The organism is Microcoleus sp. S13_C5 (genome assembly GCF_036700845.1).
Lineage (GTDB): Bacteria > Cyanobacteriota > Cyanobacteriia > Cyanobacteriales > Microcoleaceae > Microcoleus.
Map to the genome: position 1 here is coordinate 1 of NZ_JAUBPR010000042.1, position 13,243 is coordinate 13,243.

15 protein-coding genes are annotated in these 13,243 nt (G+C 46.3%); 7 read left to right on the forward strand and 8 right to left on the reverse strand.

Features of this window, described 5'->3' with window-relative positions; genetic code table 11:
- The first annotated feature begins 76 nt into the window (after positions 1-76).
- The 7 genes from QUA04_RS13505 (at position 77) to QUA04_RS13535 (ending at position 7,415) form a co-directional block, all read left to right on the forward strand.
- Positions 77-385, forward strand: a complete 309-nt coding sequence (locus QUA04_RS13505) for a hypothetical protein (protein ID WP_333257848.1) — start codon at positions 77-79, stop codon at positions 383-385.
- A 99-nt stretch (positions 386-484) separates the two neighbouring features.
- The gene (gene modA / locus QUA04_RS13510) at positions 485-1,273 is read left to right on the forward strand and encodes a molybdate ABC transporter substrate-binding protein (RefSeq protein WP_333257850.1); all 789 of its coding nucleotides are present in this window, start codon (positions 485-487) and stop codon (positions 1,271-1,273) included.
- A 27-nt stretch (positions 1,274-1,300) separates the two neighbouring features.
- Positions 1,301-3,811, forward strand: coding sequence for an ATP-binding protein (locus QUA04_RS13515; protein WP_333257852.1), 2,511 nt, complete (start codon positions 1,301-1,303; stop codon positions 3,809-3,811).
- A gap of 60 nt (positions 3,812-3,871) precedes the next feature.
- Positions 3,872-5,164 (forward strand): response regulator, encoded by a 1,293-nt coding sequence (locus tag QUA04_RS13520; protein WP_333257853.1) that lies wholly within the window; start codon positions 3,872-3,874, stop codon positions 5,162-5,164.
- Positions 5,165-6,230: 1,066 nt separating this feature from the next.
- Positions 6,231-6,440 carry a DUF2997 domain-containing protein gene (locus tag QUA04_RS13525; protein ID WP_015176940.1) on the forward strand — a complete coding sequence of 70 codons (210 nt, stop codon included), beginning with the start codon at positions 6,231-6,233 and terminating at the stop codon, positions 6,438-6,440.
- 40 nt (positions 6,441-6,480) lie between these two features.
- A complete protein-coding gene (locus QUA04_RS13530) occupies positions 6,481-6,867 on the forward strand; it encodes a DUF1257 domain-containing protein (RefSeq protein ID WP_242716193.1) in 387 nt (128 codons plus the stop codon).
- Positions 6,868-6,944: 77 nt separating this feature from the next.
- Complete coding sequence (locus QUA04_RS13535) at positions 6,945-7,415, forward strand: ferredoxin (protein ID WP_333044207.1); 471 nt, start codon at positions 6,945-6,947, stop codon at positions 7,413-7,415.
- 94 nt (positions 7,416-7,509) lie between these two features.
- On the opposite strand, the gene QUA04_RS13540 is transcribed toward QUA04_RS13535, so the two are convergent.
- From QUA04_RS13540 to QUA04_RS13575, 8 genes are all read right to left on the reverse strand, one after another.
- Positions 7,510-7,791, reverse strand: a complete 282-nt coding sequence (locus tag QUA04_RS13540) for a YiaA/YiaB family inner membrane protein (protein ID WP_333257855.1) — start codon at positions 7,789-7,791, stop codon at positions 7,510-7,512.
- 221 nt (positions 7,792-8,012) lie between these two features.
- Complete coding sequence (locus QUA04_RS13545; RefSeq protein WP_333257857.1) at positions 8,013-8,435, reverse strand: PIN-like domain-containing protein; 423 nt, start codon at positions 8,433-8,435, stop codon at positions 8,013-8,015.
- A complete protein-coding gene (locus QUA04_RS13550) occupies positions 8,432-9,157 on the reverse strand; it encodes a DUF433 domain-containing protein (protein WP_333257859.1) in 726 nt (241 codons plus the stop codon). The genes QUA04_RS13545 and QUA04_RS13550 overlap by 4 nt, the downstream gene beginning before the upstream one ends.
- A gap of 146 nt (positions 9,158-9,303) precedes the next feature.
- Entirely contained in the window at positions 9,304-10,398 is a 1,095-nt protein-coding gene (locus QUA04_RS13555; RefSeq protein WP_333257861.1) for a hypothetical protein, read from the reverse strand.
- Between the two features lie 99 nt (positions 10,399-10,497).
- Entirely contained in the window at positions 10,498-11,475 is a 978-nt protein-coding gene (locus QUA04_RS13560; RefSeq protein WP_333257862.1) for a hypothetical protein, read from the reverse strand.
- A gap of 56 nt (positions 11,476-11,531) precedes the next feature.
- The gene (locus QUA04_RS13565; RefSeq protein WP_333257864.1) at positions 11,532-11,900 is read right to left on the reverse strand and encodes a hypothetical protein; all 369 of its coding nucleotides are present in this window, start codon (positions 11,898-11,900) and stop codon (positions 11,532-11,534) included.
- 59 nt (positions 11,901-11,959) lie between these two features.
- Positions 11,960-12,664, reverse strand: coding sequence for a hypothetical protein (locus tag QUA04_RS13570; RefSeq protein WP_333257866.1), 705 nt, complete (start codon positions 12,662-12,664; stop codon positions 11,960-11,962).
- A gap of 88 nt (positions 12,665-12,752) precedes the next feature.
- Positions 12,753-13,019 carry a hypothetical protein gene (locus QUA04_RS13575; RefSeq protein WP_006634886.1) on the reverse strand — a complete coding sequence of 89 codons (267 nt, stop codon included), beginning with the start codon at positions 13,017-13,019 and terminating at the stop codon, positions 12,753-12,755.
- Positions 13,020-13,243: the final 224 nt, after the last annotated feature.

Genomic DNA, 13,243 nt, shown 5'->3' on the forward strand with positions numbered 1-13,243 from the left:
TTTGATAATTTTCGAGAACGCGTATTAGCTTGCTTTTCTAATTAGATAAAAATATCACCGCAACTTCAGGAGAGCCATGTTGATTTTAACTTTCCGCGATTATGTTTCAGCAGAGCTTCATGGAAATCAGCGTTTTATTCCTGTACAAAGTGATGAATGTACAATCCTCACTTGTTTCTTGGAGTATCAGGAAAACAGCGTAGCAGTCCATGACTTACTCTATCAAAAACAGGGCGATGGGTGGTCATTCAGTGCCAGTTCTTACCAAAAACTGCGGCTCAATAAATATTGGTTGTGCGATCGGCTATCTGAAATAGGTTTACAGGTACTTCAGAACGAGATGATTAATGGAATGGTTTTTATCATTGCCAAGAAATTATATTAAAGACTTTATATTAAAGACAACCGAGAGTCGCTGTAGTGACTGTTCCGACATTTACAGCCCCATCCAAGGCTTAGAAACTGAAATCTCACAAAACCTGACATGAAACTCCTCCGATGGCTGACATTGTGCTTTCTCTCCTTGACACTCACCCTCTGGCTGGGTAGTTGCTCCTCCCCACCCCAAATCCAGGCGGTGACGCTCAATTTGGCTGCGTCAGGCATGGTTCGCACTGCCGTGGAGGAAATCGATCGACTCTATCAGCAGGAACACCCCCATATCTGGTTGAATCCGACATTTGCCGGCACTGCCTTAATCCGGGCAGCCCTTGACCAGGGAGAACCTTTTGATGGGGTTTGGTTCGCTGATATTGCACCGCTGGATGCGTTGCAAGCCCAATGGCTAATTCTGCCCGAAAGCCGTCGGGAGTTAGTGACCACCGATATTGTGGTGATTGCTGCGGCTGATTCTGCGGTGCAACTGACTGATTTGCACGAGTTAGCGAGCGATCGCCTCAAAACGGTGGCAATAGGCAACAAAGACCTGTCGCTTGGCAATTATACCCACGCCATTCTGAGTCGGTTAGGCATCCTTCAGGCAGTGCAGTCCAAGGCAGTCTGGGCAAAGGTGGATGTGCGGGAAGTCTTGCGAGCCGTCGAGCAGGGAGAGGCAGACGTGGGCATTACCTTTCTGCCAGAAGCCAAAGCCTTTGGCAAGGTCAAGGTGTTAGCCACCGTATCGCCCGACCTCTATAAGCCAATTCGCTCCGGTGCCGCTGTGGTTAAAACCTCTCCCCATCTCCAGGAAATGCAGGCGTATCTGGACTTTTTAAGCACCGATCGGGCAATGGCAGTCTTTCAAAAATTTGGACTCCGCCCTCTGCGGTCTTAGATCGACGAAACTAAGCACAAGACAGACATGATGAAACAACAATCTCACTTTCTCAAAACCGTTGCCGGGAGCCTGGGAGCAGCCACTTTCCTGGCATTAGCAGTGAGTGGAATCGCATTTTGGAGCGCTAACCGCACCTTAGAAACTAACCGCCTGATCGCCGAACATCTGAAAGCGCTCAATAGTTTGAAAGCGTTGACCAGTGCATTTCAAGATGCTGAAAAGATGCAGCGGCAATACCTGCTCACCCAAAACAAAAATGACTTCAGGAAATTTGGGCTTCGGACACTCGATGTCGATCAAGAATTGCGACAATTGCAAAGCTTGCTAAAGAACGCTCCCCGCCAACAGGCAGCTACCAAGCGCCTGGAAGAATTTATCCTGCGTCGCCTGGAGGAACTGCGGCAGGGCGTGGAGCTCCGGGACACCAAAGGGCTGGCGGCGGCGATCGATCGCACCCCCCCACGACTGCTCGATGAGATTACGTTGCTGACCCAGCCGATCGAAGCGATGGAAACTGTAGCGTGGCGGCAGAAACAGCAAGCTGCCATCCACACAACCCTTCTGGCAATGATGGCATTTCTGGTGGGCATCGCCCTCAACCTAGGAATTATTCTGTGGACTTACCGCCTGATTTGCCATGAAATCCTGAAGCGGAATCAAGCCGAAACCGACCTTCAGCAAAGTAACCAGACGTTTCAAAACCAGACTAGCCTGTTACAACTAATCCTCAACAGCATGAGCGATGCCGTGCTCGTTGCCGATGAAAATGGTCGATTGCTGCTGTTTAACCCCGCTGCCGAGCAGATGTTTGGCAAAATAAACGACAGCCAGCCGGAAGAATGGTCGGAGCAATATGGACTGTTTCATGCCGATGGGGCAACTCCGATCCTAGCGGAGCAAATTCCCTTAGTGCGGGCTGTTCGGGGTGAGCAGGTAGACAATATGGAACTTTTTAGCCGGCATAGCAAAGCCCAACAGGGCGTCTGGATGACTGTTAGTAGCAGACCGCTCAAAGATGCCAGTGGTGCATTGAAAGGGGGAGTTGTTGTGTGCCACGATACTAGCGATCGCAAGTCCGTAGAACTAGAGATATTGCGGGCAAAAGAAGCTGCCGAAGTTGCCAACCGCACCAAAAGCGAGTTTCTTGCCAACATGAACCACGAACTCCGCACCCCCCTCAACGGCATCCTCGGCTATACCCAAATCCTCCAGCGCGACCCCGCCACCACAGCCAAGCAGATGAAAGGATTGGGGGTGATTTATCAATGCGGTACCCATTTACTCACCCTGATCAACGATATTCTGGATCTGTCCAAGCTGGAAGTGCAAAAGATGGAACTCTATCCCCAGGATTTCCATCTGGCTAACTTCCTCTCTTCTACTGTGGATATTTGCCGCGTCAAGGCAGTGCAAAAAGGCGTGGAGTTTCATTACCAGCCCGCCAGCAACCTTCCCACTGCCGTCCATGCTGACGACAAACGCCTGCGGCAAGTGTTGCTCAACCTGCTCAGCAATGCGGTCAAATTTACCGATTTTGGTACCGTCACGTTTCGGGTAGAAGCGGTGGAGTCAGAAGACTCAACTTCAGAACTCAAAACTCAAAACTCAAAACTTTCAAGAATTCGCTTCCTAATTAAAGACACTGGCATTGGCATTGCCCCAGACAAACTATCCACGATTTTCTTACCCTTTGAGCAGGCCGGGAAACGCGATCGCAACATCGAAGGTACTGGACTAGGACTTGCCATCGGTCAACAAATCATCGAGAAGATGGGCAGCGAAATTCACGTCGAGAGTGTGATGGGGCAGGGCAGCAGTTTCTGGTTTGAGATCGACTTGCTTCCAGCATCGGATTGGACAACACAAAATGCGATCGCCAACCACAAGGTTATTGGCTATCAGGGCGAACGACGCAAAATTCTGGTCATTGACGATCGCGAAGAAAACCGTCTGGTGGCAGTGAATATGTTGGAACCGCTAGGCTTCAAGCTGACAGAAGCTGATAATGGGCAGGCAGGTTTGGATACCACTATCCAGACGCGACCCGACTTGATTATTACCGATGTACATATGGCGATTATGGATGGCCTAGAAATGACCCGTCGCCTGCGGCAATTGCCAGACTTTGCCCAAACTCCGATCATTGCCTCCCCTGCTACTCTGTCTCAGGTGGATATACAGGAAAGTCTGGATGCAGGGTGCAATAGCTTTTTCCCTAAACCGATCGAGTTTACTGGGTTGCTTGCCGAATTGCAGCGATATCTAGAATTGCAGTGGATTTACGAAACTGAAACAGAGGCGACTCAACCCGCTGTCAGCAACGCCGATGAGGTTAGCATGATAATACCGCCTGCTGCTGAACTGGCAACCCTCTATGCTGCCGCTCAGGGTGGTTTTATGACCGATATCCAGCAGGAAGCCCATCGCTTGAAGCAATTAACGCCGGAATATATTGCCTTTGCGAACCGAGTTTTAGAACTGAGTCAACAGTTTGATGAGGAAGCCATTCTGCGTCTAATCGAGCCACAGGTTTAGCCACTTAATATCGATCCACCATGAACAATTCATCCCTTCAATACGTTTAGGAGTTTGCTAATGTCAGTCTATTCTATGTCTCAAGAAAACACGATCTTAGTAGTAGATGATACCCCAACCAATCTGCAAGTATTGTTTGATGTGTTGAGCGAACAGGGCTACCGGGTGGCGATCGCCAAAAATGGTGAAACTGCCCTGCAACGAGTGCAATCGTCTGAGCCAAATTTGATTTTGCTGGATGTGATGATGCCAGGGATCGATGGCTTTGAGACTTGTCAGCGGCTCAAAGCTAATCCGGCCACTCGCGATATTCCAGTTATTTTCATGACCGCCCTCTCCGACTCGGTGGATCAGGTCAAAGGGCTGAGCCTGGGTGCTGTAGACTACATTACCAAGCCGATTCAGCATGAAGAAGTCTTGGCACGGATTCGGGTGCATCTCCAACTGCGGAATGCCACCCGGATCATGGAACAGCGCACCAACGAACTCAACCAGGCCTTAGAAAGTTTCAAGCAAGCCCAAGTGCATCTAGTGCAAGGTGAAAAAATGTCTGCCCTAGCCCAATTGGTGGCGGGAGTGGCACACGAAATCAACAACCCGGTGAATTTCATTCAAGGCAACCTGAACTATGTCAAACAATACACTCAGGAGCTGCTGGACTTGGTGCAACTGTACCAGAAGCACTATCCCAATCCGGTAGCAGAAATCCGAGAGCGGGCAGAATACCTGGATCTGGAATTTTTGCAAGAGGATTTTTGGAAGATGCTGGGTTCGATGAAAATGGGGAGCGATCGGATTCGCCAACTGGTGCTCTCCCTGTGCAACTTCTCCCGCCTTGATGAAGCGGACTGCAAACCCGTTGATATCCATGCAGGTATCGACAGCACTCTGTTGATTTTGCAACACCGCCTGAAAGCCAGACCCGATTTTCCTGCCATCCAAGTCATCAAAAACTACGGGCAATTACCGGAGGTCGAATGCCACCCCAGTCTACTCAACCAGGTATTCATGAATATCCTCAGTAATGCGATCGATGCCTTGCAGACATCAGGTGCCAGGGATAACCCACAACCTACTATTATCATCAGCACCTCGATCAGTAGTGCTAACTCGATCGCCATTAGCATTGCCGATAATGGAGTCGGTATCCCGGAACTCATTCGCTCTAAACTATTCGATCCGTTCTTCACCACCAAACCCGTGGGCAAAGGCACTGGTTTGGGACTCTCGATCAGTCATCAAATCGTCACTGAAAAACACGGCGGCAAGATTGAGTGTAATTCCACTCTGGAGAAGGGCACTGAGTTTGTAGTAAAGATTCCGCTGCAGCAGGTCATGGCACAGGTTGCTTAAAAGAAGGGTTACGGTTGCCGCAACAATTATCAATCAATTTGAATACTCTTTATCTTAGAGAATAGTAATTAGGATTTTATGGTAATAGGACTTACTCACAAACTAATTCTGTAGGGTGTGCATTACGCACCTTAACCCCTACCGATAACGCATTCAACTATTTTTTACATAGGTTCTCCATGTATTAGCTGGCGCTACGGCGAAGCTAGTTACATTAATATCGTTATCCCTATTTCATCTACTGAGAAATCATCCTTGCTATCATTCACTAATTTAGCTAGAACTGTTTCTGTAAATAGTTTAGTTACGGAAGCGATTTCGTAAATTTTACCAGCATTTAGGAATAGCCGAAACGGTGTCGCTGAGCTTGCCAAATTCTTTGATGTAATGATGCCCTTGCTCAACTACTCCAATCGTTAAAGCCTGTTTTTCTCTCTTGCTTAGATAATCCTGCGTAATTTTATCGATTTTAGACTCAAGACATTGATAAGCCAGAATTATTAATTGAACCGGATAGATAAGGAATTACGTAGTATAAACAGAATACCCAGAACCCCGACTTTTTTAAGAACTTGGTATCTAAAGCGCGATCGTATTTTACGTTTACAAAACTTACGCAAAGATCAGCCCAGAGGCATCTAAGTTTTACCGTCACTTTCGATAAAATTATTCTGGGGTGTCCCGCCCGCCCGAAAAATAAAATTTAGAGGCCCAACAGCTTACTATCTTTAGGGCGAAGCACAGGGAACCTTACCCTCGGTCTACTATCTCGCGATCCATCCTCCCTCCCCGAGGATCAATCCCAAATAGCCGTTGCTAATATTCGCGACTCATGTATGACTTGACTGATGTCACGATCTACGCGAAACTTTACATACAACTGATGTATTGCTTCTACCTATTAATAAGTTCTGTTAAGTTGTGACTCAAAACCTATCAATTCGTCAAAATTGATATAGCGCTTTGTCAGTCAGCCAACTCTCAAGAAGCTACTTCAGGAGGCATCGTCCCTGGCTTGCTGGTGTCGGTGTCTGTTCTCAATATTCCTATTCAGTCAGCCCGCATTATGGAAACACTAGAGTTTGTGATCTATCCAGATGGCCGCGTACAGGAAACGGTCACCGGCATTGTCGGTGCTTCCTGTGCTGAGGTAACGGCTGCAATTGAAGCTCAGCTCGGCGTGGTGCTTCACCAAGAGTCAACATCTGAATATTTCACGCAAGCGCTGCATCAGTCAGCCGAAGCGACGGCCCAAGTGGCTTTTAGCGATTGGTAATTTTTTTTGTTGAGTTCACTTAAGTTTTTTTGGAACCACCATGTCACATTTTAGCCAAATTAAGACCCAGATCCGCAATTTGAATTCTTTGGAAGCTGCTTTAACTGACTTGGGTATCGACTGGAAGTCGGGCCCGACAGAGGTGCGGGGCTATCGCGGCCTAACCAGCACCGCTGAGGTCGTGATTGAGCAAAAAAACGGCTACGACGTAGGTTTTAGCTGGAACGGGACTGAGTATGAATTAGTGGCTGACTTGCAGTTTTGGCAGCAAGCTTGGTCTGTAGACCGTTTTCTGAATAAGGTGACTCAGCGCTACGCTTACCATACTGTCGTGAATGAAAGCGCTAAGCAGGGTTTCCAAATTTCTGAGCAAAAGCAAAATCAAGACGGTTCGCTCCGCTTGGTGGTGCAACGCTGGTGCGCTTAATAATTTTTCGAGATTTTTGCAATCTTGTGTCATCAAAGTCCGCCTGCGCGGACTTATTTACTATTGTGGGGGTCTAAATGTCTGAGCTTTCTGGACTCGGAATAGATACAGCAATTGATCGCTCTGGTTTAGAGCCGGAGTTGGGGGGGTTTTTGCGGGATGCGCCCGATCGCTCTGGTTTGGAACCGGAATTGGGCGGTGTGTTGCGCCAAAAAGGTGTCTATGTTGATGAGATTACCTGCATTGGCTGCAAGCACTGCGCTCACGTTGCTCGCAATACTTTTTATATTGAGCCGGATTACGGTCGATCGCGCGTAGTTCGACAAGACGGGGATTCTGAAGAGTTGATTGCTGAGGCGATCGACACTTGTCCGGTGAATTGCATTCACTGGGTTGATTACACCGAACTCAAGAATCTGGAAGAAGAACGCAAGGATCAGGTGATTCCTGTCGTTGGTTTTCCGGTGGATTTTGCGATGGTTAAGGCCGGTATTCGCCAGCGACAAAAGAATAAGTTGCGCGATCGTAAGTTCAAAGGTAGCCATTGAAATCCCCAATTCCCATCCGCAGCTTGAAACCTGTGGCTCAAACAACAAAAACAGCCCGCGCGGGCTGTTTTTTGTATACATTGTATAGTGAAATTTATTTCAAAGGATGGTGCTCAGCGAGAATTTTCTCAACTCTAGCTTCGTCGATTCTGGCAGTTAATGTTGTTGCCTCGTTGTTATCGCGAATGGTTTTTGCTAAAGTAAAAGACGAGCCGACTGAAAAAGTTAAACCCATACCCATAAAAGCTTTCTGCCATGGGTCTACCTGTAAATAAATGATACCTACAGTAGTTGCGGAAAGGGCAACAATAAAAGAAACCCAGCACTGAAGTATCCAAGCATTAGTATCTTTTTGACGTAGGATTTGTTTCTGCATAGTGCCTCTAGATCAAATATATCTTTTGGTTGATTAACTTAAAGCATAGAGAGTGCGACTGAAGCGGTCAGGAGAGGAAGGGACAGTTTCGATAAGTGAACAGTGCGATCGAACTTTTCACTAAAAACTATAACGCTGTAGATAGGGTTTAAGGCTCAAGGAAGACTCGCAGCGAGTGGACAGTTGGAAAACTGGACTAAGGGAGATTGATTTGGGATGATTTACTCACTGGTTTTAGGGAGCATTCTCAAAAGTTCTTTTTGGTTCTTGCAGGGCTTTACCACACCCGACTGGTACACCTTAGCGATGAAAGGAGCTGGATTCCCCCGAATAAATTTTTGCATATTTTCTAAGGCCTTTACAAAAGCTTGTGCCACTACATCTCCACGAACATTGCCGTCCACAAATGCAAAAAGCCGTACATTGCCTTGAGCCACGGCTAATAACTCCAAAAGACGGCTAGCGATTTTCTTGTCCTTTGTTAATACCACCCAATTGCGCTCTCCAACTATCCTCAGCCAATCCTCATCATTGATATCTTGACTAAAATGATCGTCGTGAATTTCTACTGTAGCCCCCACATTTCGTAGTGAATCTGCCAGTTTCTTTCCTAAACATCTGTCTATGAAAAATATCTCATTCATGCTGCTACTAGCTGAAGTTCGCAGCGAATACCTTCCTCAATTTGGAGCCGATTGCAATTGTAGTCTTCGGCAAGTTCATCGATGGAATCCCCAGCTTTGTAACGTTCCGCCAGTATAGCTGTGGGAATGCCAGTTCCAGCTAAAACTGGGCGGCCAAAGGAGATTCTGGGGTCAATCATCACTGTTTTAGGTTCGTCGGAACCTGGTAGCTTCGTGAAAGGGTAGAGTTTGAGGGGTAATCCAGCTTCATCTCGTACAATGCGATCGAAATAAGTGTTTAGAATCTGTTTTGCTTCCTGTTCCCTGTCCGATGCTGCAAGCTTCTGTCCGAATCTCTCAAATAAAAGATTTCTTACCTTGCGTTCAAACTCCTTTCCAGCATATAATTGAGGAGTCGAAAGATAATCGTTGATGTAGTCGAGTGCAGTGCTAAGTTGTTTTCGGGAGAAGCCAGTAGCCTTAAAAATGGCAATCAAGACATGAGCCTCTACCAAATTTATGAAAGAAAGTAATGTAGTTTTGGACTGGGGAAGCAGTTCAAAATTTTTGGGGTTAGGTAACTTAATCAGTGGCTCAAAGAAGCGCTTGTCCGCTTTTGTTTTCGAGGACCAGACACCAACCCAAGATCGCAACCTATCCTTCGGCAGCCGGAGATATTGCGCTGCTTGAGGGATAGAATATATAGGAATCTCGCGCGGATCGAAGTTGTCAGTATCAAGCATAGCAGTTGTCCTATTCCTAAATACTTATATTTTTGCACAGTTCGCGGGCGATCGCAAAAATCTCTCCCTTCAATACCCAGATACCCGACTTCTTCAAGAAATCGGGTATCTAAAGCAAGCTAATTAGCTCCTAAAAGCGCTACGGATTACTTATTTTTCTGCTGAGTCTTCGCTTGTTCGATCGCAATTTCCCTGACTGCTTGCAAAGAACTCAAATTGGATGCTCCCTCAATCGCCTTCACCGCCAAATCTTGAACCTGTTTCAAAGCAGAATCCAGTTGTTTCGACAAGCTAGCAAGGCGCGCATCTTGATTTTGAATTGTCTGCAACATCCCTTGAATTTGCAGCTCATAATTTTGCTTTTGCCCTTCGATATCTTTAGCAGACAAATCAGCCTTAACTTTAGCTTGGTAATTGCCAATATTGCGGCCGTTATCTTTCCCGTTCTTGATATTAGCTTCCAGTTCTTTCGGGAAAGCTTCTACCTTAGCTTTAACCTCAGCATAAAGTTTTTCCCGTTCCGAAATAGATTTTTCGCGTTCCGCCCACTGTTTCTCCTGTTCTTGCTGAAACTCTTCGATTTCTTGATACAGTCTTTTCTGGCGCTGTTGGTATTCTTCGATGTCGAGATTTCGCTGAAGATTCAAATCGTAAGCATACAACTCCTCATCCCGCTGGCGAGCTTTTTGGTGGTTCTCATTGCGTTCTTTAACTGCCAACTTTTGCAGTTCCTGCTCTTTTTCCCAAGCTTGCCGGCGTTCCCACAATTCCTGTTCAACAGTTTCGCGCTGTTCGCTGAGTTCCGCACTAAATGTTTTGGCGCTTTCTTCGTATTGTTGGATTAAAGTGTCCAGCGTATCTTCTGCAACATCTTCTAAACTATGCAACTCTTGCAGTTGTTGGATTTCGTCGCCGACAGTTCGCTGCAATTCCCCCAGTTTAGACGCTTCTGTTGTTAGTTTTTCCGACAGTTCGCTGACAGCGGCACCGAAGCCAAATTGCAGTAAGATTAAATTGTCGATCGTCCCCTGCATTTTTTGTTTGCTTTCAGTTAAAGCCATTGCTTTTCTTGCTTCCGCTATTGCTAGTTCTTGGACTGCGATCTCTGGTCGATCAATATTGGCAGATTTATCGTTGTTAAGCTGCTTCAGTTGCGAATCCAGTGCATTTTTTTCTTGTTCCAACTGTTTATAAGCTTCTAATATTTCAGCCTTCGTATTTTTGTCATTCATTCTCGCCATCGCTTTCATCTCCTAACTTTGTTAGTCCGCATCGGCGGACTTTGTTTGACAAGAAGCGGTTGAAACCGCCGATTATTATCAAAAATTGAGCGACAAACCTTAAGCTTTGGTAGCAAAAGCTTTCATGGCCAAGTCTTGCGCTTGCTTCATCGTCGCTTGCAATTGTGCAGAGATTTCGGTGATTTGTTCGGTTTGTCGCTCAATTGTCTGCTGTAGAGATTGCACTTTCAATTCATATCCCTGCTTAGTGCCTTCCCATTCTTTTTCCACTAAATCTGCCTTGACTTTAGCTTCGCGGGAAACTTCTTGAATTGCTTCTTCTTTGGCTTTAACATAAGCCTGTTTGAGTTCTTCTTCAAATCCGGCGACTTTTCTTTGATTCTCTTCAAACTCCGCTTGATTGTCGTTGAGGACTTTTTCGCGCTGTGTCCAATTTTTCTCTTTTTCGCGAGTAGATTGCTGCAAGTCCCGTTCTAGTTTGCGCTTCGTTTCTTCGTATTCGTCAGTTTCGATTTTGCGGGTGCGTTCTAATTCGTATTGGTAATCGGCTGTTTCTTCCTGACGCTTTTTAGTTAGGAGTGCAGTTTTTTCTTGAACTGCTGCATCAAAATCTTGCTGTTCTTTTTCCCAAATTTTACGTTTTTGGGTGGTGTCTTTTTCGATAAGTTCGCGCTGGTTGGCGCTGTTTTGTTCGAGCAGGGTCAGTTTTTCTCGGTGCTCTTGAGTTAAAATGTGGAGGGCGTCTGCTACAACTCTGATTTGCTGCAACTCTTGCAATTGTGCGGCTTCAATTTCGATCGCGCGTTTTAATTCGTCTAATTTTGAAGATTCCGCCTTCAGTTTTTCGGAAAGTCCGCTGGTGATGCTGCCGAAATCTAATTGCAAGTCTGCCAAGCCTTTGACGATGCTGTCAATTGTGTAGGTGGAGGCGAGTTCGAGGACTTGTTTATTTTTGGCTTTTTCGGCTGACTGTTCTTTGGTTTCTACTTTGGATTCGATCTTTTTTTTGTCGGCTAAAATCTGCTGAAAGCTTTGCAAAATTTGGGCTTTGCTATCCTTGGCCGTTGCTATTGTCATAATTTTTGCTTCTCCTGATTATAACTTTCCGAGGCTTTTGAGTGAGACTTTCTCAGTTATTCTAAGTTGCGGAGTTTGCTGAGAATGGAGCGGTATTTTCTGGCTGCGTCGGGTTTTTCTTCTGAATTATCGCTGGCTAGAATTTTTAGAAGTTTCCAGCAGCGATCGCACCGATTTCCTTCCCAGCAGCCGCACTCATCAATTATACTTAAAAGTGTGCCTTTTAGCAATTGATTTTCGGCTAACAAAGCTCGGTAATTCCGCTGGACTGATTCGGCAACTAAAGTCATGTGCTGGAAGTCTTCGGTGAGACTTTCGATGTCGTTAACTGCGTCTGCCCGAATTTGGTCGAGCAGCTCAAAATTCTCTCTCAAACGGCTTTCTTGCAGGTTTTGTTGGGTTTTCAGCTTGGTTAATTTCTTCATTTCACTCTGTTGTAACAGTTATGGTAAAGGCGCGATTAAATCGCGCCTTTACAACAGAATTAGAACAAGTCAGCAGTTGATTTGTCTTCCGCTGGCGACAACGACATAGCGCTGTTAGAATTCAAAGCAATAGCATCACTTTCACCCTTAGTATGAGCAGCCATCAAGCGCGCAACTTCCTGGGGAGGGACATTATCCAAACACACCATTTGCCGCGTTCCTTCTAAGTCAATCATCCGCGATTGATTGCTAGAATCTGACAAAATTGCTGCTGCTTGGTCGATAATTGCCCAGTTGCTACGCTCCATCCACGACCATTTTAAACTGTAATAATTGATTGGTTTAACGAATCCGCTGTCGTCTGGTTTTTCGCCGGAATGCTGGGTAAACTCGGGAATGAAAATACCTGTAGCAGGCTCTACTCCGCGAGATTGAACTGAGGCAACTAAGCCGTTAAAATCGCTCAAACTGCGGTTTTTGATGTATGTCACCATGACTACTCCTTGTGGCAATTCGCCGGTTTCTGCGACAAACCACAGTTGACCCCATAGTGTGTGGGAAGTTTGACCGAGGGAGCCGAAGAATTTGGAGAATTTGAGGATTGTCATTGAGCATTTTGAACCGTAGTCGGTGTCGCCGATCGCCCATTGGCCACTTTGGCAATTATTACGGACTGCGATCGGGATTTCTGGTACTAGCAAAGCATTGCTCGGTTTGGCACCAAATACTGAAAATGTAGGTCTTTCTTGTGTTTTAGTAGTCATTGTTGGTTTTTCCTTAGTTATTTATTGCTGCTTTACGGGGAATTGGTAATCCGTTAAATCTCGTACATTGCTCGTGGCCGAACTTCGATTACCGAATGAGATGTGTTGTTGCTTTTGGTTCTGGATAGGTATACTCAAGCATCGCCTCTTGTTGAGCTTTGATAATCCGCAGCGCGGCGAGCAAATGCTCTAACGTTTCTAGGTGCGCTGGGGTGAAGTGGATGCTGAAGCCTTCGCCATCCCGCGCGTAGCCGGGACAAACCAGGGAGGCTGAGCTTTGTTCTTCGTGGGTGGCGATGTATAGCCAGTCATCGTCTTCGAGCTTGTAATGCGTGTCTGTCCAGGTTCTCAGCATTTGCGATCTGCTCCTCCTTATTTGCTGCGTACAAGCGTTTTGACGCCCAGCGCTTCTCACTCCTCTGAAGTTGACGACGCTATATGTAGCGTGTGAGCTAGGCTAATTTGCACCCTTAACTCTACCAGTCCGGGTTTACGGGTTGATTAAATCGTCAACTAACTTCATGGTAGCGCGGGTTGATTTTCCCGTCAAGTATTTTGTTGAACTTTTCATCAAAACAG